Origin of the sequence: Micromonospora sp. NPDC000668 (assembly GCF_042897975.1) — a bacterium.
Lineage (GTDB): Bacteria > Actinomycetota > Actinomycetes > Mycobacteriales > Micromonosporaceae > Micromonospora.
On sequence record NZ_JBIAYP010000006.1, the window covers coordinates 304250 to 324240 of the forward strand.

A 19991-nucleotide genomic window follows, 5' to 3' on the forward strand; every position below is an offset into this window, starting at 1 on the left:
GGGGGGGGGGCGGGGGGGGGGGGGGGGGGGCGCGGGGGGGGCCGGGGGGGGGGCCCGGGGCGGGGGGGGGGGGGGGGGGGGGGGGGGGGGGGGGGGGGGGCCCCCCCCCCCCCCGACGGCGTGGCTCAGTCCTCGGAGTCCGGGCCGGCGACCTCGACGCCGTCGCCGCGCACCACGTGGATGCAGTCGCCCGGACACTCCTTCGCGGAGTCGATCACTTCGAGTCGCAGGTGCTCGGGCACGTCGACCCGGCTGCCCGGCGCCATCCGCAGCTCACCGTCGGCACCCTTGACGTACGCCAGGCCGTCGATGTCGAACTCGAACACCTCCGGCGCGTACTGCACGCAGAGCCCATCGCCCGTGCAGAGATCCTGGTCCACCCAGACCTGCAACTGGTCGGTCGCGACCTCGGCCACCGGTGCACCCCCCATGTTCTCGCGTCCTACGCTCCGACGGTACCCGAACGCCGGTACCGGCCCGCCAGGCCACCCTTGGCGATCAAGGTTCGGTGACGAGGGTGTTGCGTGGGACCGAATCGGCCTCATAGCGGCTAGTGTTAGGGCAGAACGTTCAAGCCCCCCGGGGAGGTGGGACGTGGCACGCAGCGACGACGCGGACTCGCGCGCCGCACGGTGGGAGAAGGAAGCCCACGATCTCTCCACGCAGGTCGCGTTCCTTCAGGAGGAACTCGCCCTGGTGCGGCGCAAGTTGACCGAAAGCCCCCGACACGTCCGCCAGCTCGAAGAGCGGCTGGCGGCCACCCAGGCACAGTTGGCGCGGCTGACCGAGAACAACGACCGGCTGGTGAGCACCCTCAAGGAGGCTCGCACGCAGATCGTGACGCTCAAGGAGGAGATCGACCGCCTCGCACAACCGCCGAGTGGTTACGGCGTCTTCCTGGCCAAGCACGACGACGGCACGGTGGATGTCTTCACCGGCGGTCGCAAGCTGCGGGTCGCCGTCTCGCCCTCGCTGGACGTGGCCGAGCTGCGCCGCGGCCAGGAGGTCCTGCTCAACGACGCGCTCAACATCGTCGACGCGTTCGGCTATGAGCGGGTCGGTGAGGTCGTGATGCTCAAGGAGATCCTGGAAGGGCCAGGCGGCGGGCCGGGTGACCGGGCGCTCGTGGTCTCCCACTCCGACGAGGAGCGCATCGTGCACCTCGCCGAGACGCTTATCGGCTCGGCGATCCGGGCCGGCGACTCGCTCATGATCGAGCCCCGCTCGGCGTACGCGTACGAGCGGATCCCGAAGAGCGAGGTCGAGGAGCTGGTCCTGGAGGAGGTGCCCGACGTCGGCTACACCGACATCGGTGGCCTCCAGTCGCAGATCGAGCAGATCCGCGACGCGGTGGAGTTGCCGTTCCTGCACGCGGACCTGTTCCGTGAGCACCAGCTCCGTCCGCCCAAGGGCATCCTGCTCTACGGGCCGCCGGGTTGCGGCAAGACGCTGATCGCCAAGGCGGTGGCCAACTCGCTGGCCAAGAAGATCGCCGAGCGGCAGGGCAAGGAGAAGCACACCAGCTTCTTCCTCAACATCAAGGGCCCGGAGCTGCTCAACAAGTACGTCGGCGAGACCGAGCGGCACATCCGGCTGATCTTCCAGCGAGCCCGGGAGAAGGCCGGCGAGGGCACCCCGGTGATCGTGTTCTTCGACGAGATGGACTCGATCTTCCGGACCCGCGGCTCCGGTGTCTCCTCCGACGTGGAGAACACGATCGTCCCGCAGCTGCTCAGCGAGATCGACGGCGTGGAGGGGCTGGAGAACGTCATCGTCATCGGCGCCTCCAACCGGGAAGACATGATCGACCCGGCGATCCTGCGCCCCGGTCGGCTCGACGTGAAGATCAAGATCGAGCGGCCGGACGCCGAAGCGGCCAAGGACATCTTCTCCAAGTACATCCTCTCCGGGCTGCCGCTACACCCTGACGACCTGGCCGAACACGGCGCCGACCCCCAGGCCACCGTCGCGGCGATGATCGACGCCGTGGTGCTGCGGATGTACTCGGAGACCGAGGAGAACCGCTTCCTCGAGGTCACCTACGCCAACGGTGACAAGGAAGTCCTCTACTTCAAGGACTTCAACTCCGGCGCGATGATCCAGAACATCGTCGACCGGAGCAAGAAGATGGCCATCAAGGAGTTCCTCACCTCCGGCCGCAAGGGGCTGCGACTGCAGCACCTGCTCGACGCCTGCGTCGACGAGTTCCGGGAGAACGAGGACCTGCCCAACACCACCAACCCCGACGACTGGGCGCGCATCTCCGGCAAGAAGGGCGAGCGGATCGTCTACATCCGCACGCTCGTCTCCGGGGGCAAGGGCGCCGAGGCCGGCCGGTCCATCGAGACCGCCAGCAACACCGGCCAGTACCTCTGATCACCCCGCGGCGGCACCGGACCTGTCCGGTGCCGCCGCTGCGTGCGTCCGACGCCCACCCCGACGCGACGCGGTACCGGCGGGCCAACGGATCCACCCGTTCCAGCTAGACTGCGGCGACTTCTCCGACCGATCGAACGAGGACTCCCGTGCGTGCCGACGCCACCAAGGAAATGCCAGCAGTGCCGGGTGGCACGGACAAGCCGGATCCGCTAGTAAACCCCCCCACGCCGCCGGCCGCCCGGCGCCCCGGAATCGGCCCGCTGCTGGCCGTGCTCGTCGCCTGCTGGCTGGTGCCGCTCGCCGCGAACGCCGTACACGCCGCCTGGCTGTTGCCCCCGCTGGTCCTGTTCGGCACGGCCAGCCTGCTGCGCTCCGGGCGTACCCTGCTCGACCGGGTGGTGCTCGCCCTCGCCCTGCTGGCCGGCCTCACCTGCGCCGCCGGCCTGCTCTTCAGCGTCTGGCCCTGGGGCCTGCACCCGGTGCCGGTCTCCGGGTTGGCGCTCACCGTCCTGACCCTGGCCGCCGCGCTGTCCCGGCGGGCGCCCCGGCTGCCCCGCCCGGGCTGGTCCGACCTGGCCTCGCTGGCCGCCGCCGCCCTCGCCGCCGGCTACCTCGCCACTCCCTACCTGCGCGCCACCAGCTTCGGCCAGCGGCTCAACCTCGCCATGGTCGGCGAGGACAACGGACGCCACCCGGCTCTGTTCGACGTGATCGGCCGCCTCGGCGGCTACCTCTTCCTCGACCCCGACAGCGCCCGCGAGCAGATCTTCTCCGGCCTGGTCCACTACCCGCAGGGCTGGCACTTCACCACCGCGCTGCTCGACGGCTTCCTGCGCAGCGCCGGCGACGCACCCACCGGGCCGGCGCTGATGGACCACTACGTGCTCTGGTGTCTCGCCACCTTCGGGATGCTGCTCATCGCGCTGATCTGGGCCGCTCAGCACGTCGCCGGCCCCCTGCACCCGCTGCGCCGACTGGTCCTCATCATCGCCGTCACCGCGCTGATCCTCGGCACCGAACTGCCCCGGCTGCTGGTCGCCGGCTACCCCAGCGAGACGTTCGGGCTCAGCCTCTCGGCGATCCTGATCGCCCTCGTCGTCCGCCCCCTCCACCGGCTCCGCGAGCAACTCATCCTGGTCGGGGCGCTGCTGATCGGCATCGGCTTCAGCTACTACCTCTTCCTGTTCCCGATCGGTGCCATGGTGCTCTGCTGGCTGGTCGCCGACCGGCGCCGGCTGCGCACCCGCCCCGGCACCGTCGCCATCATCGCGGCGTTCACCGCCGCCCTGGCCCCGCTGACCGCGCTGCTCGGCGTGCTCGTCGCCGGCCAGAGCGAGGCGCTCGCCGCCCCCGGCGGCACACCGCCGGTCGAGACCTACAACGCCATGCTCGGCCTCGGCGCGCTCGTCGTCGCCGGCATCTTCGTCCAGACCAACCGCAGCGAATCCACCTGGCGGCGCTACCTCGTCGTGCTGGCCGTCGGCCTGCTCTTCTCCGCCGCCATGGCCGCCGTGAACCTCGCCAACGGCACCCAACCCGCGTACTACTTCGGCAAGACCGCGCACCTGGTCATCGTCGTGCTCATCATCGGCACCGCCGTGCTCGCCCGACTGCTGCCCGTACCCGCGGAGAGCACCGATTCCGAGCCGCGACGCCGCCCGATCACCGGCGCACTGCCCTCCGTCGCCACCGCCGCTCTGGTGACGATCGCGCTGCTCGTCGGCACCGGCCTGATCGGCTGGACCGGTGGCTTCTTCCACCGCACCGGCAGCAACGGCACCTGGGCGAAGGACTGGGCCGGACGCGACGTGCGGGCCATCACCCGCCCCGCGTCGGTCACCGCCGCCGCCTACCGGGCCTACCCGGCGATCCCCGGCACCGTCACCCTGGTGGTGGACAAGCAGGGCCCGCATGGATACCGGGAGTCGATCTTCCTGTCCGCGATGCAGGGCACCAGCGGTCAGACCGAGCCCGGAATCTACTTCACGATCTACGAAGAGCCCGCCCGGACCGCGGAGATCCTGCGTCGCGTTCCCCGCCCGCTGCGGCTCATCGTGGCCGACCCGGCCGCCCAGCTGGCCATCGATGGGGCACTCAAGGTCGACCCCTCCCTTCGGGAGGGTCTGACGCTGGTGCCGCTCAAGCCAGCCAGGCCGCGGTAGCCGCGCCGCGCCGTGCGGCAGGGCCGCGCGGTCGGCCACCACGCAGACTAGTCTCGATGGTGTGAGCGGCGGGCACGCCGGCTCCGTGGGCGAGCGAAGCGAGTGGTCGCATGACGGTACGTCGGATCATGGGCACCGAGGTCGAGTACGGCATCTCCGTGCCCGGCCAGGCCGGAGCCAACCCGATGGTCACCTCGTCGCAGGTGGTCAATGCCTACGGGGCCCGCCCCGAACTCAACCGGGGCGGACGGGCCCGCTGGGACTACGAGGAAGAGTCGCCGCTGCGCGACGCCCGCGGCTTCACCTACTCCGGGGCCGCGTACGACCCGGCCGAGGCGTTGGCCGACGAGGACCTCGGCCTGGCCAACGTGATACTCACCAACGGGGCGCGGCTCTACGTCGACCACGCCCACCCCGAATACTCCACACCCGAGGTCACCACCCCCCGGGACGTGGTGCGCTGGGACAAGGCCGGCGAGCGGGTGATGGCCGAGGCGTCCCGCCGGGCCGCCACCATCCCCGGCAGCCAGCCGATCCACCTCTACAAGAACAACACCGACAACAAGGGCGCCAGCTACGGCGCCCACGAGAACTACCTGATGCGCCGGCAGACCCCGTTCGCCGACATCGTGGCGTACCTGACGCCGTTCTTCGTGACCCGGCAGATCGTCTGCGGCGCCGGCCGCGTCGGCATCGGGCAGGACGGCGGGCAGAGCGGCTTCCAGATCTCCCAGCGCGCCGACTTCTTCGAGGTCGAGGTCGGTCTGGAGACCACCCTCAAGCGACCGATCATCAACACCCGCGACGAGCCGCACGCCGACGCCGACAAGTACCGCCGGCTGCACGTCATCATCGGCGACGCCAACCTCTCGGAGATCTCCACCTACCTCAAGGTCGGCACCACCGCGCTGATCCTCACCATGATCGAAGAGAAGGCGCTCGGCGGCGATCTCGGCATCGCCGACCCGGTCAGCGAGCTGCGCGCGGTCAGCCACGACCCCACCCTGTCGCACCGGATGCGGCTGCGCGACGGCCGCCGGCTCACCGCACTGGATTTGCAGTGGGCGTACCTGGAGCGGGTCCGGTCCTTTGTCGACGACCGGTACGGCACCGACGCCGACGAGCAGACCATCGACGTGCTGGACCGCTGGGAGAGCGTGCTGGACCGGCTCGGCCGTGATCCGATGCTCTGCGCCGACGAGCTGGACTGGGTGGCCAAGCTGCGGCTGCTCGAGGGCTACCGGGAGCGGGAGAAGCTCGGCTGGGGCTCGCACAAGCTTCAGCTGGTCGACCTGCAGTACTCCGACGTCCGGCCGGAGAAGGGCCTCTACAACCGGCTGGTCACCCGGGGAGCGATGAAGACACTGCTCACCGACGACGAGACGCGCAGCGCGATGACCGAGCCGCCGGAGGACACCCGGGCGTACTTCCGTGGCCGCTGCCTGGCCCAGTACGCCTCCGAGGTGGTCGCCGCCAGCTGGGATTCGGTGATCTTCGACGTGGGCCGGGAGTCGCTGGTCCGGGTGCCGATGATGGAGCCCGAGCGGGGCACCCGCGCGCACGTCGGAGCGCTGTTCGACCGCTGTGCCAGCGCCAAGGACCTGCTGGAGACGTTGACCGGGGGCTGAGCGCGGGTCCGGATGCCCGTCGGGTGCCGCAAGCCGGCGCGCGGCGGGCTTTTCGTCGCCTGCGCGAGGTAAGTTCATCGCAGACGATCGTGGAGGAGGCAGCAATGGCCACTCATGACAGCGGCGGCCAGTCGCAGTCCGGCAAGTCCCGCCAGGGCGAGGAGATCGAGGACGTCACCACCGAGGCCAACCCCGAGGTGGCCGAGCGGCACGCCGAGATCACCGAGGACGTCGACGACCTGCTCGACGAGATCGACTCCGTCCTGGAGGAAAACGCAGAAGAATTCGTGAGAGGGTATGTGCAGAAAGGGGGTCAGTGAGGCATATGTCCGACTCGCCCAACGTGTCGGACAAAGTCTGCCCCCAATGTGGTCGGTTGCTACCCGCAGCGGGTTTCCATCGCAACCGGCGTCGGGCCGACGGGCTCGCGTTTTACTGTAAGACCTGCGCGGCGGCGCGCTCTGCGGCAAGCCGCCGCAAACAGGGTGTCGCTGCGCAGCGCAAGGCCGCCGTGCCGATCGGCGAGGGGCTGAAGTGGTGCCCGGACTGCGAGCAGATCAAGGCTCTGGACGACTTTCCCCGCACTACCAGTGCCAGTGGCCGGCACAGCTACTGCAAGCCGTGCCACAACGCGAGAGGCAAGGAGAGCAAGCTCCGTCTGCATGGCGGCACGCGCGAGTACCACCTGCGGCGGCGCTACGGCATCGGGGAGAAGGAGTTTCAGGAGCTCCTGGCCGAGCAGGGCGGGCTCTGCGCGATCTGTGGCGGCGCGGACCCGCAACATCTGGACCACGGCCATCGCACCGGATGGGTGCGCGGGATAGTCTGCTTCAACTGCAACGGTGGTCTTGGCCAGTTCCGTGACAGTCCCATGAGGCTGGCCAGGGCGATCACGTACCTGAGAGGAACCACGTGGCAGCGGGCTTTGATCCATCCGGGCGTCTACCAGATGTGTTCACCAACGCGGGGACGTCCTCCTTCACCACGTTCTTGAGCCGGGTGGCCCCCGAGATGCTGCCCGGTCGGCGGCCGCTGCCGCCGGGCATGGCCGCCGACCTGGCGCCGCACGCGACGACCATCGTCGCCATCGCGGCCGCCGACGGCGTGGTGATGGCCGGCGACCGACGGGCCACCATGGGCAACCTGATCGCCCAGCGCGACATCGAGAAGGTGCATCCGGCCGACGCTTACTCGCTGGTTGGCATCGCGGGCACCGCGGGCATCGGGATCGAGCTGATGCGACTGTTCCAGGTGGAGCTGGAGCACTACGAGAAGATCGAGGGCGCGATGCTCTCGCTGGACGGCAAGGCCAACCGGCTGGCCTCGATGATCCGGGGCAACCTGGGCGCGGCCATGCAGGGGCTGGCGGTGGTGCCGCTCTTCGCCGGCTTCGACCTGGCCGCCGCGGACCCGGCGAAGGCCGGCCGGATCTTCAGCTTCGACGTGACCGGCGGCCCGTACGAGGAGACCGGCTACGACGCCATCGGCTCCGGCTCGCTCTTCGCCAAGTCCGCGCTGAAGAAGCGCTTCCGGGCCGGCATCACCGCCGCGGAAGCGACCCGGCTCGCGGTCGAGGCGCTCTACGACGCCGCCGACGACGACACCGCGACCGGCGGGCCGGACCTGACCCGGCGGATCTACCCGGTGGTGATGACCGCGACCGCCGAGGGCACCCACCGGCTCACCGACGCCGAGACGGCGACGATCGCCGAAGGCGTGGTCGCCGGCCGGATGGAGAACCCGGGCGGTTGAGCCCCGTCCACCCCCACCAGTCAGCAGTCGTCAGCACCGCGCCGTAAGGAGAACCGCCGCCGTGGCCATGCAGTTCTACGCCTCGCCCGAACAGATCATGCGCGACCGCTCCGAGCTGGCCCGCAAGGGCATCGCCCGGGGGCGCAGCGCGGTGGTCCTGAGCTACTCCGGCGGGGTGCTCTTCGTCGCGGAGAACCTCTCCAGTGCCCTGCACAAGGTCAGCGAGATCTACGACCGGATCGGCTTCGCCGCCGTGGGCCGGTACAACGAGTTCGAGAACCTTCGGCGGGCCGGCGTGCGGATGGCCGACCTGAACGGGCTCAGCTACGACCGTCGGGACGTCACCGGCCGGGCGTTGGCCAACGCGTTCGCGCAGACCCTGGGCGCGATCTTCACCGAGCAGTCGAAGCCGTTCGAGGTGGAGATCTGCGTGGCGGAGGTCGGGGCCACCGCCGCCGACGACGAGCTGTACCGGCTCACCTACGACGGCTCGGTCAACGATGAGCCGGGGCGGATGGCGATGGGCGGCCAGGCCGAGGCGATCACCGGGGTGCTGAAGTCGAACCACCGGGCGGACATGTCGCTCGGGGAGGCGGTGAAGGTCGCGGTGCAGGCGCTGAGCAGCGTCGGCGGGGAGGGCGGTGCCGCCCGGACGATCGCCGCGAACCAGCTCGAGGTGGCCGTGCTGGACCGCCAGCGGGTCGGGCGGACGTTCCGACGGATCACCGGGGCCGCGCTGACCGCGCTCCTGGACGGGGAGACGGCGCCGTCGACCGGCGACCTGCCGGACACGCCGAGCGTGCCGACCGGGGAGTCCGGTAAGCCGACCAGCTCCGCGGGCTCCGCCGACCTGGAGGATCGGCCGGGTCAGGCCGATCGCTGATCGTGTGACAAAGCGCCGGGGACCGCCTTTGCGGTCCCCGGCGCTCGTGTCTGCGGGAGTGTGTCTGCGGCGCTCGTGTCTGCCGGCGGGGTGTCAGCGGCGCTGGAGCAGCGGCCGGGCCAGGGCCCAGTAGCCGGCGGCGACCGCGTTGAAAACGCCCATCCCGGGGGGTGAGTCGACGTTCGACGGTGCCACCCGGGCGGTCATCAGCTCGGCGATCACCCCGTCGGGCACGGTGCGCTCGCTCTGGAGCTGACGGCGGCGGGCGCCGACCCAGGACCGGTTGCGCCACAGCCAGCCCCAGCCGCGGGTCTTCTGCTTGGTCCAGCCGCCAGCGAGCGCGGCGGCGAGCATGGCGGCCTCGGTGAGCAGCAGCATCGGGGCGAGCACCACCAGCGTCCGGGTCTGGTACGCGGTGAGCAGGGTGACCAGCCGGTTGCGCTCCACCAGGTAGAGCTTCAGGTCGTTGCGGGAGAACTCGTAGTGGTGCCGGACGACGGCGTCCGGAACGTACTCCAGGCGCAGGCCGCGCTGCCAGAGCCGCAGGCTGAGCTCGGTGTCCTCGTGGTAGGCGAAGTACTCGGCGGCGAAGCCGTCGAGGTCCTGCCAACGCTGTCGGCTGATCACGAAGCAGCAGCCGCTGAGCGAGGGGACGGTGGTACGGCTGGCGTGGGCGGTTGCGGGTTCGCCGTTGCCACCGGCCCAGGACAGCCCGGTGAAGTGCAGCGGGTTACCGGAGGTGTTGATCAGCTCGGGGGTGTCGGCGAGCCGGATCGAGGCCATCGCGGCGCCGACGCCGGGGTCGGCGGCCACGGCGACGGTCTTGGCGAGGGCGTCCGGGGCGACGATGGCGTCGGAGTTGACGAAGGCGAGCCAGTCGCCGGTGGCCTCGGCGGCACCGACCCGGCAGCCGCCGGAGTAGCCGGTGTTCTGTTCGGGCCGGACCACGCGGACCTGGGGGAAACCCTTGACGATGTCGATGCCATCGCCGGTGCAGCCGTTGTCGACGACGATCAGCTCGATCTCGATTTCGGTGCTGGCCAGGACTGCCCGAGCGGCGTCGACCAGGTACGGCTCGGCGCCGTAGGCGAGCATCACCGCGGTCACCTGTGGGCGGGTCATCGGATGCCTCCGGATACGGCAGGGGCCACGGCGTCGTCGAGCGGCCGGGTGGGGGTGGGGGCGCGGTGGGTGCCGTCTCGCAGCAGCAACGCCATGGTGGCGGCCACGACGACGGAGCCGATGGCGTAGGCCAATTCGACCCGCAGGGTCACCGGGGCCGGGACGAGTGTCACGGCCACCAGAGCGGCGACGCCGGCGGTCCAGGCGAGCGCCTGGGCCCGGTGCCGGTCGAGGGCGAGCAGTGCCTGGCCGAGCACCATGGCCCACAGGTAGGCGAGGGTGGCGACGCCAAGCCAGGCGAAGTCGCCGTGGCCGAGGACGTCGGGCGCGTCGAAGAGAGTGCGTACCAGCCAGGGGCCGACCAGCACGGCGCCGATCGTTCCGGTGAGGCCGAGCGCGGTGACGATGCCGAGCGCGCGGCGCAGCAGGCTGTGGAAGCCGGCCCGGTCGCCGGTGGTGGCGGTGGTGGCCAGGCCGGGCAGCAGTGACGCCTGCATCGACCCGAAGACGAACAGCGGGATACGGACCAGCACGAGGGCGGAGAGCAGGGCGCCGGCGGCAGCGGTGTTGGAAGGGGCGAGCAACTGCAGGTTGATCACGCCGATGTTCACCACGACCTGGGAGAGCAGGCTGGAGACGGTGAGCAGGCCGAGGCCACGCAGCAGGGTGGCCCAGGCCACCGGTACGCCGCCGCCGATGGTGCGGAGCACCGGCGGCAGGGTGAGCAGGACGCTGACCAGCGGGGCGGCGACCAGTACCAGGCCGTACCAGACCGGGGAGGTCACCCCGGCGAGCCCGAGCAGGGCGACCAGGATGATGCGCAGCCCGCCGTCGATGCCGAGTTGGGTGCCGTACCAGGGGAAGAGTTGCAGGCCGGAGAGGACGCCGCGGGTGGAGTAGGCGATGGCCATCGCGACGAGCGCGCCGACCAGCACGGTGACCATGGTGCCGTCGCCGGCGAAGAGCCGGTCGGCGAGCGGCTGACGGCCGGCGGTGACGGCCAGCACCAGCACGGCGAGCACCACGGCGGCCACCGCGACGCCGCGGGCCAGCACCGGGCCCGGCGGTAGCCCCTGGCTGTGGCGGGCGGCGACGACCCGGGCGACCTCCTGCTCGACGGGCATGAACACGCCGATGCCGAGGGTGAAGACGATCGACCAGAGCACCGACAGGGAGGAATAGTCGGCCTCGGTGAGGCTGTGGCCGGCGACCGCGAGGTGGACGTAGGAGGCGAGGCCGAGGAGACCCAGCCCGGCACCAACAGCGATGGTGCCGGGCGGGATCAGGCGCAGCAGGCGACGGATCACCGGCGGATGAGCGCCAGCGTGAGCACGGCGAAGGCGCGACCGAGATAGATCATTGCCTTGGCGGGGGAGTGGCTGGGTGTGCCGGCCATCCGCTTGCGCATGGCGACCGGCACCTGCCGGATGCGGAAGCCGCGCCGGGCGGTGTGCACCAGGGTCTCCACCGTGTCGCCGAGGTATTCGGCCGGGTACCAGCTGGCGAACATCTCGATGACCCGCCGGTTGGCGGCCCGGAAGCCCGAGGTGGTGTCGGTGAGCTTGGTGTGGGCGACCCGGGACAGCACGGCGGAGAGCATCACCATCGCCCAGCGGCGGGGGCCGCGGACGTTGTAGTCGCCCTCGCCGGCGAACCGGGCGCCGATGACGAGGTCGCTGTCCTCGAGCAGGTCAACGAGCTTCGGCACGTACCGGGGGTCGTGCTGGCCGTCGGCGTCGATCTGGATGGCGACGTCGTAGTCGTTGTCCCGTGCGTAGCGGTAGCCGAGGCGCATGGCACCGCCGACGCCGAGGTTGTACGGCAGCGTGGCGACCCGGGCGCCGGCGGCGGCGGCGACGGCCGCGGTGCGGTCGGTGGAGCCGTCGTCGACGACGAGCACGTCGACACCGGGCAGCTCGCCGCGAACCTCGCCGACCACGTCGGCGATGGAGCCCGATTCGTTGAGTGCCGGGATGATGATCAAGGTGCGCTTGCCGTTAACCATCGCTGGACACCAGTTCGTCTCGGGCCGCCCGGTCCGCGTCGATCTGTGCGCGGAGCAGGGCGAAGTCTTCGGCCAGGGTGCGGGTTTCCTCTTCCAGGGCGCTGACCTCCCAGCTCAGGTGCACGCACACCAGCAGCAGGAAGACGATGCCGAGGAAAAGCACCAGGCTGACACCGGAGGCGACACCGAGGAGTTCGGCGACGTTGTCGAGCAGCCGGGGGAACAGGGACAGCGGGATCACGATGATCAGCACGGCGAGCCAGAGCATGCCGTACTTCTCGCGCAGCTGACGACGGCGCAGCAACTCGACGATGGTGCCGAGCAGCAGTAGGCCGGTCAGGCCGGTGACGAGGGTGAGCTTCATGCGACCTTCCACGGGGCGGGTGGAGCGGGGGAGTCGAACGCGTCAACCAGGCTGGTGTGCCAATCCGGAAGCGGCGGGAGACCCGCGGCCGCCCAGCGGCTGTGCCCTAGCACACTGTACGCCGGGCGGGGGGCGGGACGCGGATACCGGTCGCTGGTGGTGGGTCGGATCCGGTCCGGATCCAGCCCGGCCAGCGCGAACGCCGCCCGGGCCAATCCGTACCAGGTCGTCTGGCCGGCGCAGGTGCCGTGGTACACGCCGGGGGCGGCGCGCCCGGCCAGTGCCGCGTCGCCGAGCGCCACCAGCCGCTCGGCGAGGGCGTACGACCAGGTGGGCTGGCCGTGCTGGTCGTCGACCACGTCGAGGTGCTCCCGCTGCGTGGCGAGCCGGAGCATGGTGGCCACGAAGTTCGGCCCGTGCGCGCCGTACAGCCAGGCGGTGCGGACCACGTATCCGGTGTCGGGCAGCAGCCGGGCGACGGCCTGCTCGCCGACCAGCTTGCCGCGGCCGTACGCGTTGACCGGCGCGGTGGGCGCGTCCTCCGGGTAGGGGGTGTGCGCGTCGCCGGCGAGGACGTAGTCGGTGGAGACCTGGATCAGGCGGGCTCCGTCGGTCGCGCACGCCGCCGCGAGGTTCGCCACGCCCTGGCCGTTGACGGCGGTGGCCGCTGCCTCGTCGGCCTCCGCGCCGTCGACGTTGGTCCACGCCGCCGCGTTGATCACGACGTCGTGCCCGGCCACCGCGGCGCTGACCGCGGTGGGATCGGTGACGTCCAGGTCGGCCCGGGTGGCGGCGGTCACCTTGAGATCGGGCCGGGTCGCCAGCACGGCGACCAGGTCCCGGCCGAGCATTCCGCCGGCGCCGGTGAGGAGTAGTCGGGTCATGCGGTGGGGGTGGTCTTGAGGGGTTCCCACCAGGCGCGGTTTTCCTGGTACCAGCGGACGGTGTCGGCGAGGCCGTGGTCGAGGTCGATGCTGGGGCTGTAGCCGAGTTCGTCGTGGATTTTGGTGATGTCCAGGGAGTAGCGGCGGTCGTGGCCCTTGCGGTCGGCGACGGGGATGACGCGGTCCCAGTCGGCGTCGCAGGCTTGCAGGAGGAGGCCGGTGAGTTCCTTGTTGGTCAGCTCGGTGCCGCCGCCGATGTTGTAGACCTCGCCGGCGCGGCCTTTCTGCTGGACCAGGGCGATGCCTCGGCAGTGGTCGTGCACGTGCAGCCAGTCGCGGATGTTGGCGCCGTCGCCGTAGAGGGGGACGGTGCCGCCGTCGAGCAGGTTGGTGACGAACAGCGGGATGACCTTTTCGGGGAACTGGTACGGGCCGTAGTTGTTGGAGCAGCGGGTGACGACCACGTCCATGCCGTGGGTGCGGTGGTAGGCCAGGGCGAGCAGGTCGGAGCCGGCCTTGGACGCCGAGTACGGCGAGTTGGGGGCCAGCGGCCAGGTCTCGGTCCAGGAGCCTTCGTCGATCGAGCCGTAGACCTCGTCGGTGGAGACGTGCACGAACCGGCCGGTGCGGTGGCGCAGCGCGGCGTCGAGCAGTGTCTGGGTGCCCAGCACGTTGGTGGTGACGAACGGCGCGGCGCCGGCGATGGACCGGTCGACGTGTGATTCGGCGGCGAAGTGCACGATCACGTCGTGGTCGGCGACGACCTGGTCGACCAGGACCGGGTCGCAGATGTCGCCCTGCACGAACCGCAACCGTGGATCGTTTTGTACCGGTGCCAGGTTGGCCCGGTTACCCGAGTAGGTCAGTTTGTCGAGCACGGTCACTGCCGCCGGCTCGAGCGGCGGCACGCCGTCGGCACTGCCGAGGGGCTTGCCCAGCAGCAGGCGAACGTACTCCGACCCGATGAATCCGGCTCCGCCGGTGACGAGGATCCTCACGGGTCCGGAAGTGTACGCCAAGTCGCGCGTCGCGCGGGGCATGCGACCCCCGCGCACGTTCCGTATTCGTGCCGGTAGGCTTCGCCGGTGCGTGGAATCCTACTTGCCGGTGGCACCGGATCGCGACTCTGGCCGATCACCCGGGCGGTGTCGAAGCAGCTGATGCCGGTCTTCGACAAGCCGATGGTCTACTACCCCCTCTCCACCCTGGTGATGTCCGGGGTCCGGGAGATCCTGGTGATCACCACCCCGGAGGATCAGGGCCAGTTCCGTCGGCTGCTCGGCGACGGCAGCCAGTTCGGGCTGCGGCTGGAGTACGTCAGCCAGGAGCGCCCGGAGGGCATCGCGCAGGCGTTCATCCTCGGGGCGGACTTCATCGGCGACGAGTCGGTGGCGCTGATCCTCGGCGACAACATCTTCCACGGCGTCGGCCTGGGTCGGCAGCTCGCCGGCCACGGTGACCCGATCGGCGGTCGCGTCTTCGCCTACCAGGTGGCCAACCCGCAGGAGTACGGCGTGGTCGACTTCGACGCCGACGGTCGGGTGCTCTCGATCGAGGAGAAGCCGGCCCGGCCGAAGTCCCGTTACGCGGTGCCCGGCCTGTACTTCTACGACAACCGGGTGGTCGACATCTCCCGCAAGCTCACCCCGAGCGCCCGCGGCGAGCTGGAGATCACGGCGGTCAACGAGGTGTACCGGGAGACCGGGGAGCTGTCGGTGACCGTGCTGGATCGGGGCACCGCCTGGCTGGACACCGGCACGTTCACCTCGATGATGCAGGCCGCCGAGTTCGTCCGGGTGGTCGAGGAGCGGCAGGGTCTGAAGATCGGCTGCGTCGAGGAGGTGGCCTGGCGGGCCGGCCTGATCGACGACGCTCAGCTGCGCGCGCTGGCCGAGCCACTGACCAAGAGCGGCTACGGCGACTACCTGCTCGGCCTGCTTGCCGAGAAGAGCGGCGACGGGGGCGTCTGGTGAAGATCCGGGAGCTGAGCATCGAGGGCGCCTGGGAGATCACCCCGCAGCAGCACGGTGACCCGCGCGGCATGTTCATGGAGTGGTACCGCTTCGACCGGCTCGCCGAGGTGGTGGGGCATCCGCTGCGGCTGGCCCAGGCCAACCTGTCGGTCTCCGCGCGCGGTGTGGTGCGCGGCATCCACTTCGCCGACGTCCCGCCCGGGCAGGCCAAGTACGTCACCTGCGTGCGGGGCGCGGTGCTCGACATGGTGGTGGACCTGCGGGTGGGCTCGCCGACCTTCGGCCGCTGGGAGGGCGTCCGGCTGGACGACACCGACCGCCGGGCGGTCTACCTCAGCGAGGGGCTGGGGCACGGCTTCTGCGCGCTGACCGACGACGCCACGCTGAGCTACCTCTGCTCGACCACGTACAACCCGACCGGCGAGCACGCGGTGCACCCGCTGGACGAGGAGTTGGCCATCGAGTGGCCGGCCGACGTCCCGCAACTGTCCGCCCGCGACGACGCGGCGCCGACGCTGGCGCAGGCCCGCGAGCGCGGGCTGTTGCCGGAGTACGACAGCTGCCGGCGGTTCGTGGCGAGCATCGGACCGGACGGAATGTCGCACTCAGCCGGTATGTGACCGTGCCCGGGGCACGACCTGTGCTGTGACAGTGACGAACCGGCCCTCCGGGCGGCTAATGTCACCTCATGGAGCGGCGAATCTTCGGCCTCGAGACCGAGTACGGCGTCACCTGCACCTATCGCGGGCAGCGGCGGCTGTCCCCGGACGAGGTCGCGCGGTATCTCTTCCGTCGCGTGGTGTCCTGGGGTCGGTCGAGCAATGTGTTCCTGCGCAATGGGGCCCGGCTCTACCTGGACGTCGGGTCGCACCCGGAGTACGCCACTCCGGAGTGTGACTCGGTGACCGATCTGGTCGCCCACGACCGGGCCGGCGAGCGGATCCTGGAGGGTCTGCTCGTCGACGCGGAGAAGCGACTGCACGACGAGGGCATCGCGGGTGAGATCTACCTGTTCAAGAACAACACCGACTCGGCCGGCAACTCGTACGGCTGCCACGAAAACTATCTGGTCTCCCGGCACGGCGAGTTCGGGCGGCTCGCCGACGTGCTCATCCCGTTCCTGGTCACCCGGCAGTTGATCTGCGGGGCCGGCAAGGTCCTGCAGACCCCACGCGGCGCGGTCTACTGCCTGTCGCAGCGGGCCGAGCACATCTGGGAGGGCGTCTCCTCGGCGACCACCCGCAGCCGCCCGATCATCAACACCCGCGACGAGCCGCACGCCGACGCCGAGCGCTACCGGCGGCTGCACGTGATCGTCGGCGACTCCAACATGAACGAGGTCACCACGCTGCTCAAGGTCGGCACGGCCGACATCGTGCTGCGGATGATCGAGGCCGGGGTGGTGATGCGCGACCTGTCGCTGGAGAACCCGATCCGGGCGATCCGGGAGGTGTCGCACGACATCACCGGCCGGCGCAAGGTCCGGTTGGCCTCCGGCAAGGAGGTCAGCGCGCTGGACATCCAGCAGGAATACCTCGCCAAGGCCACCGAGTTCGTGGAGCGCCGTGGCGGCGACCAGGCCGCCAAGCGAGTCGTCGAGCTGTGGGGCCGGGTGCTGAACGCGGTGGAGAGCGGGGATCTGGAGCCGGTCTCCCGGGAGATCGACTGGGTCACCAAGTTGCGGCTGATCGAGCGCTACCAGCGCAAGCACGACCTGCCGCTGTCGCACCCGCGGGTGGCGCAGATGGACCTGGCCTACCACGACCTGCGTCGCGGTCGCGGCCTCTACGGGCTGCTGGAGCGCCGTGGCGAGGTGGACCGGGTGGCGACCGACCCGGAGATCTTCGAGGCCAAGGAGACCCCGCCGCAGACCACCCGGGCCCGGCTGCGCGGCGAGTTCATCCGGCACGCCCAGGAGAAGCGGCGGGACTTCACCGTCGACTGGGTGCACCTGAAGCTCAACGACCAGGCGCAGCGCACGGTGCTCTGCAAGGACCCGTTCCGGGCGTACGACGAGCGGGTGGAGCGGTTGATCGCCAGCATGTGACCGGTGCGCCGGCCCCGGCGGTGGTGTCCGCTGGCGGGGCCGGCGCTTTCGGTACGCTGGGCGCGCCATGACGACTTCTGGACCTTCCGACCGCCCCGAGCGCGGCACCGAGCGGCAGAACTGGGTCGAACGCCGCCGGGACAAGATCCGCGCCGAGATCGACCGTAACCGGCGCGGCGATTACACCGTGCCTACGTGGGTGCTGGCCCTGGCGCTGGTGCTCATCGTGGGCGGCTGGCTCGCCCTGATCTTCCTCGCCTGATCCCACGGGCTTCCTCGCCGGTCCCGCCGGCCGACACTCCGTACCGCACCGGCGTCCCCGCCGTGGCCGGGCTTGCCGCGACGACGGCGCTTCCGCATCGGTGCCGGTGGCTGGCCCCGGGGGGCCACCGCTGGCCCGACCGGGCCCCCGGGTCGGGTAACCGTCGCCGGTCGCCGGACGCCCGCAGCCGCGGAGCCGCCCGGTGGCAACGGCGGGTCCGACGGAGGGAGCGAGCGATGACGGGCGGGGACAGCGCGGCGCCACAGCCGCAGCGGGGGCAGGCCGGCTGGCAGGATCCCGGGCCGCGTGACGTGGTCCGGGACCGGCAGAACCCGGATCTGCTGACCCCACCGAGCACGGACGCGGGCACACTGCCCAACCTGCGGTTCTCCTTCTCCGACGCGCACACCCGGATCCAGCGCGGCGGCTGGACCCGGGAGGTCACGGTACGGGAGCTGCCGATCGCCACCGAGCTCTGCGGCGTGGACATGGCGCTGGAGCCGGGCGCGTACCGGGAACTGCACTGGCATCAGCAGTCCGAGTGGGCGTACGTGTCACGCGGCAGCTGCCGGATCAGCGCGGTCGACCAGGAGGGCCGCAACTTCCTCGGCGACCTGCGCGCCGGCGACCTGTGGTTCTTTCCCAAGGGCGTGCCGCACCACATCCAGGCCCTCGACGAGGGGGTGGAGTTCCTGCTGGTCTTCGACGACGGGGCGTTCACCGAGAACGGCACGTTCCTGATCAGCGACTTCTTCGCGCACACCCCGAAGGACGTGCTGGCCAAGAACTTCGGCTGGCAGCCCGAGCAGCTCGACTCGCTGCCGGAGCGGGAGAAGTACATCTTCGCCGGGGAGGGGCCGCCGCCGCTGGAACGCGACCGGGTGGTGAGCCCGACCGGGGACGTGCCCCGGACGCTGAGCCACCGGCTGCTCGCGCAGCAGCCGCAACGGTTCCCGGGCGGTCAGGTGCGCATCGCCGACGTGAACCAGTTCGCCGCGGCCACCACCATCTGCGCCGCGCTGGTGGAGGTCGACCCGGGTGGGATGCGCGAGCTGCACTGGCATCCCACCGACGACGAGTGGCAGTACTACATCTCCGGCCACGGCCGGATGGGCGTGTTCTCCAGCACCGGCGTGGCCGGCACCTTCGACATGTGCTCCGGCGACGTCGGGTACGTGCCGTTCGCGTACGGCCACTACATCGAGAACCTCGGCACCGAGCCGCTGGTCTTCCTGGAGATGTTCCGCAAGCCCCGGTTCGAGGACATCTCCCTGACCCAGTGGATGGCGAACACTCCACCCCAGGTCATCTCCGACACCGTCAACCTGCCCCGGGAGATGATCGAAGCCCTGCCCCGCGACAAACGCCCCCTGGTGCGCTGACCGACGGCCGACCCGCTCCGGCCCAGAACCGGGCCGGGTCAGGGCAGCAGGGTGGCGGCGTGGCGGCCGGCCGCCGCGGCGGCGAGGAAGTAGGCGTGGTCGGCGTCGAGGCCACGGCCCATGGTGGACAGCGGCACGGTGCTGGCCCGCAGCGCCGCGTCGAGGCCGGTGACGGGCACCCGGACGATCCGGTGTCGGGCCGCCAGCGGGACCAGCGCCGCGTGCACCTCGGCGGCCAGCGCCGGGTCCAGGTCGTCGGGCACCACCAGCTCCGCCGGGGCGAGCGCCACCCGGCCGTACGCGGTGAGGCTGTGGTGGGACACGCCCCGGTGCCGCGGACGGGGGTCGGCGGCGGAGATCCGCAGTGACCCGACCGGCCTGCCGCCCAGCGTGGCGATCGCGTTGACCGCCTCGCCGACGGCGACCCCGGAGAAGCCCCAACGGGTGCCCGTGCCGAGGTTGCCGGGCCCCTGCGCGACCACCGCCACGTCGGCGCGCAGCACGTACCGGGCGGCGAGCAGGCCGCCGTGCAGGGTGGTGGCCTCCAGATCGCCGCCGAACGCCTGCCCGACGGTGATCGTTCCGGCAAGGTCGGCGCGCAGCCCGGCCAGGGTGCGGGAGAACCAGGCCGGCAGCGCCCCACCGTCGGTCAGCAGGTACGCCACCCGGGCGTCCGGGGCGTCGGCGCGGATGCCGGCCAGGATCGCCGGCAGAGCCGAGTGCAGGTCGGCGGTGACCACCGGCAGCCCGCCCAGGTCGTCGGCGTCGGCCAGGAGGTCCCGGTGCGGGGACGCCTCCTCGTCGACGCCGAGCAGGATCGGTTGCAGCGGGGTGTAGCGGGCCTTGACGAGGTGCCCGGTGTCGCGAGTGTCGCCGGAGGCCGGCGGGTCGGGCGGCAGCCGGTCCGGCAGCGCCACCACCAGGGCGTACCCGCCGGTGCCCAGCCCCATCAGCAGCGCACCGACGTTGAGCAGCACCCGGTCGCCGGGCTCGGGCGTGCCGACCAGCTCCGGGTAGGCCAGCGCCCGCATGCGGGTGCCGTCGGGCAGGTCGACGTCGAGCTCCATCGCTCCGGTCCACTGCCGCCGCAGCGCCGCCACCGTCCCCGCCCGCCATCGCACCATGACGGGCACGCTAGCCGCGCGGGC

20 protein-coding genes are annotated in these 19991 nt (G+C 71.1%); 12 read left to right on the plus strand and 8 right to left on the minus strand.

The window, feature by feature from the left end:
- Positions 1 to 125 precede the first annotated feature (125 nt).
- The gene (locus tag ACFY29_RS28920; RefSeq protein ID WP_386991246.1) at positions 126 to 416 is read right to left on the minus strand and encodes a ferredoxin; all 291 of its coding nucleotides are present in this window, start codon (positions 414 to 416) and stop codon (positions 126 to 128) included.
- Between the two features lie 178 nt (positions 417 to 594).
- On the opposite strand from ACFY29_RS28920, the gene arc reads away from it, so the two are divergent.
- From arc to prcA, 7 genes are all read left to right on the plus strand, one after another.
- On the plus strand, positions 595 to 2376 hold the full coding sequence (gene arc, locus ACFY29_RS28925; protein ID WP_121653287.1) for a proteasome ATPase: 1782 nt from the start codon (positions 595 to 597) through the stop codon (positions 2374 to 2376).
- Positions 2377 to 2525: 149 nt separating this feature from the next.
- Positions 2526 to 4541 carry a hypothetical protein gene (locus ACFY29_RS28930; protein ID WP_386991249.1) on the plus strand — a complete coding sequence of 672 codons (2016 nt, stop codon included), beginning with the start codon at positions 2526 to 2528 and terminating at the stop codon, positions 4539 to 4541.
- 110 nt (positions 4542 to 4651) lie between these two features.
- Positions 4652 to 6169, plus strand: coding sequence for a depupylase/deamidase Dop (gene dop, locus ACFY29_RS28935; protein ID WP_386991251.1), 1518 nt, complete (start codon positions 4652 to 4654; stop codon positions 6167 to 6169).
- Positions 6170 to 6273: 104 nt separating this feature from the next.
- The gene (locus ACFY29_RS28940; protein WP_030332902.1) at positions 6274 to 6489 is read left to right on the plus strand and encodes a ubiquitin-like protein Pup; all 216 of its coding nucleotides are present in this window, start codon (positions 6274 to 6276) and stop codon (positions 6487 to 6489) included.
- A gap of 56 nt (positions 6490 to 6545) precedes the next feature.
- Positions 6546 to 7163 carry an endonuclease VII domain-containing protein gene (locus ACFY29_RS28945; RefSeq protein WP_386991253.1) on the plus strand — a complete coding sequence of 206 codons (618 nt, stop codon included), beginning with the start codon at positions 6546 to 6548 and terminating at the stop codon, positions 7161 to 7163.
- Positions 7082 to 7921 (plus strand): proteasome subunit beta, encoded by an 840-nt coding sequence (prcB, locus tag ACFY29_RS28950; protein ID WP_328416889.1) that lies wholly within the window; start codon positions 7082 to 7084, stop codon positions 7919 to 7921. Before ACFY29_RS28945 ends, prcB begins: the two co-directional genes overlap by 82 nt.
- A gap of 61 nt (positions 7922 to 7982) precedes the next feature.
- On the plus strand, positions 7983 to 8804 hold the full coding sequence (gene prcA, locus ACFY29_RS28955; protein WP_355615193.1) for a proteasome subunit alpha: 822 nt from the start codon (positions 7983 to 7985) through the stop codon (positions 8802 to 8804).
- Between the two features lie 93 nt (positions 8805 to 8897).
- Here prcA and ACFY29_RS28960 read toward each other — a convergent pair whose 3' ends face one another.
- Genes ACFY29_RS28960 through rfbB form a run of 6 tightly spaced genes read right to left on the minus strand, consistent with a single transcriptional unit; the run spans position 8898 to position 14177 of the window.
- Complete coding sequence (locus ACFY29_RS28960; RefSeq protein WP_386991256.1) at positions 8898 to 9926, minus strand: glycosyltransferase family 2 protein; 1029 nt, start codon at positions 9924 to 9926, stop codon at positions 8898 to 8900.
- Positions 9923 to 11233 (minus strand): lipopolysaccharide biosynthesis protein, encoded by a 1311-nt coding sequence (locus ACFY29_RS28965; protein WP_386991257.1) that lies wholly within the window; start codon positions 11231 to 11233, stop codon positions 9923 to 9925. Before ACFY29_RS28965 ends, ACFY29_RS28960 begins: the two co-directional genes overlap by 4 nt.
- Positions 11230 to 11931: a glycosyltransferase family 2 protein gene (locus ACFY29_RS28970; RefSeq protein WP_328416883.1), complete on the minus strand. Its 702-nt coding sequence runs from the start codon at positions 11929 to 11931 to the stop codon at positions 11230 to 11232. Before ACFY29_RS28970 ends, ACFY29_RS28965 begins: the two co-directional genes overlap by 4 nt.
- Positions 11924 to 12295 (minus strand): DUF2304 domain-containing protein, encoded by a 372-nt coding sequence (locus ACFY29_RS28975; protein ID WP_328416881.1) that lies wholly within the window; start codon positions 12293 to 12295, stop codon positions 11924 to 11926. The genes ACFY29_RS28970 and ACFY29_RS28975 overlap by 8 nt, the downstream gene beginning before the upstream one ends.
- Positions 12292 to 13179, minus strand: a complete 888-nt coding sequence (gene rfbD, locus ACFY29_RS28980; protein ID WP_328416879.1) for a dTDP-4-dehydrorhamnose reductase — start codon at positions 13177 to 13179, stop codon at positions 12292 to 12294. Before rfbD ends, ACFY29_RS28975 begins: the two co-directional genes overlap by 4 nt.
- Positions 13176 to 14177, minus strand: coding sequence for a dTDP-glucose 4,6-dehydratase (gene rfbB, locus ACFY29_RS28985; RefSeq protein ID WP_386991260.1), 1002 nt, complete (start codon positions 14175 to 14177; stop codon positions 13176 to 13178). Before rfbB ends, rfbD begins: the two co-directional genes overlap by 4 nt.
- Before the next feature lie 87 nt (positions 14178 to 14264).
- Between rfbB and rfbA the strand changes: the two genes are divergently transcribed.
- The 5 genes from rfbA to ACFY29_RS29010 all read left to right on the plus strand — a co-directional run bounded on the left by rfbA (position 14265) and on the right by ACFY29_RS29010 (position 18843).
- Positions 14265 to 15152 (plus strand): glucose-1-phosphate thymidylyltransferase RfbA, encoded by an 888-nt coding sequence (gene rfbA / locus ACFY29_RS28990; RefSeq protein ID WP_386991262.1) that lies wholly within the window; start codon positions 14265 to 14267, stop codon positions 15150 to 15152.
- Positions 15149 to 15772, plus strand: coding sequence for a dTDP-4-dehydrorhamnose 3,5-epimerase family protein (locus tag ACFY29_RS28995; RefSeq protein ID WP_328416873.1), 624 nt, complete (start codon positions 15149 to 15151; stop codon positions 15770 to 15772). The genes rfbA and ACFY29_RS28995 overlap by 4 nt, the downstream gene beginning before the upstream one ends.
- A gap of 68 nt (positions 15773 to 15840) precedes the next feature.
- Positions 15841 to 17199 (plus strand): Pup--protein ligase, encoded by a 1359-nt coding sequence (gene pafA, locus ACFY29_RS29000; RefSeq protein WP_328416871.1) that lies wholly within the window; start codon positions 15841 to 15843, stop codon positions 17197 to 17199.
- A 67-nt stretch (positions 17200 to 17266) separates the two neighbouring features.
- Positions 17267 to 17461 (plus strand): hypothetical protein, encoded by a 195-nt coding sequence (locus ACFY29_RS29005; protein WP_355604758.1) that lies wholly within the window; start codon positions 17267 to 17269, stop codon positions 17459 to 17461.
- Positions 17462 to 17697: 236 nt separating this feature from the next.
- On the plus strand, positions 17698 to 18843 hold the full coding sequence (locus tag ACFY29_RS29010; protein ID WP_386991264.1) for a cupin domain-containing protein: 1146 nt from the start codon (positions 17698 to 17700) through the stop codon (positions 18841 to 18843).
- 38 nt (positions 18844 to 18881) lie between these two features.
- On the opposite strand, the gene ACFY29_RS29015 is transcribed toward ACFY29_RS29010, so the two are convergent.
- Positions 18882 to 19967, minus strand: a complete 1086-nt coding sequence (locus ACFY29_RS29015; protein WP_386991266.1) for a DUF3866 family protein — start codon at positions 19965 to 19967, stop codon at positions 18882 to 18884.
- Between the last annotated feature and the right edge of the window lie 24 nt (positions 19968 to 19991).

Bases quoted from the DNA above. Each gene is read 5' to 3' on its own strand.
- dop (WP_386991251.1), top strand. From the start codon at position 4,652: ATGACGGTACGTCGGATCATGGGCACCGAGGTCGAGTACGGCATCTCC.
- ACFY29_RS28940 (WP_030332902.1), top strand. From the start codon at position 6,274: ATGGCCACTCATGACAGCGGCGGCCAGTCGCAGTCCGGCAAGTCCCGC.
- ACFY29_RS28960 (WP_386991256.1), bottom strand. From the start codon at position 9,926: ATGACCCGCCCACAGGTGACCGCGGTGATGCTCGCCTACGGCGCCGAG.
- ACFY29_RS28970 (WP_328416883.1), bottom strand. From the start codon at position 11,931: ATGGTTAACGGCAAGCGCACCTTGATCATCATCCCGGCACTCAACGAA.
- ACFY29_RS28975 (WP_328416881.1), bottom strand. From the start codon at position 12,295: ATGAAGCTCACCCTCGTCACCGGCCTGACCGGCCTACTGCTGCTCGGC.
- rfbD (WP_328416879.1), bottom strand. From the start codon at position 13,179: ATGACCCGACTACTCCTCACCGGCGCCGGCGGAATGCTCGGCCGGGAC.
- pafA (WP_328416871.1), top strand. From the start codon at position 15,841: ATGGAGCGGCGAATCTTCGGCCTCGAGACCGAGTACGGCGTCACCTGC.
- ACFY29_RS29005 (WP_355604758.1), top strand. From the start codon at position 17,267: ATGACGACTTCTGGACCTTCCGACCGCCCCGAGCGCGGCACCGAGCGG.
- ACFY29_RS29010 (WP_386991264.1), top strand. From the start codon at position 17,698: ATGACGGGCGGGGACAGCGCGGCGCCACAGCCGCAGCGGGGGCAGGCC.
- ACFY29_RS29015 (WP_386991266.1), bottom strand. From the start codon at position 19,967: ATGGTGCGATGGCGGGCGGGGACGGTGGCGGCGCTGCGGCGGCAGTGG.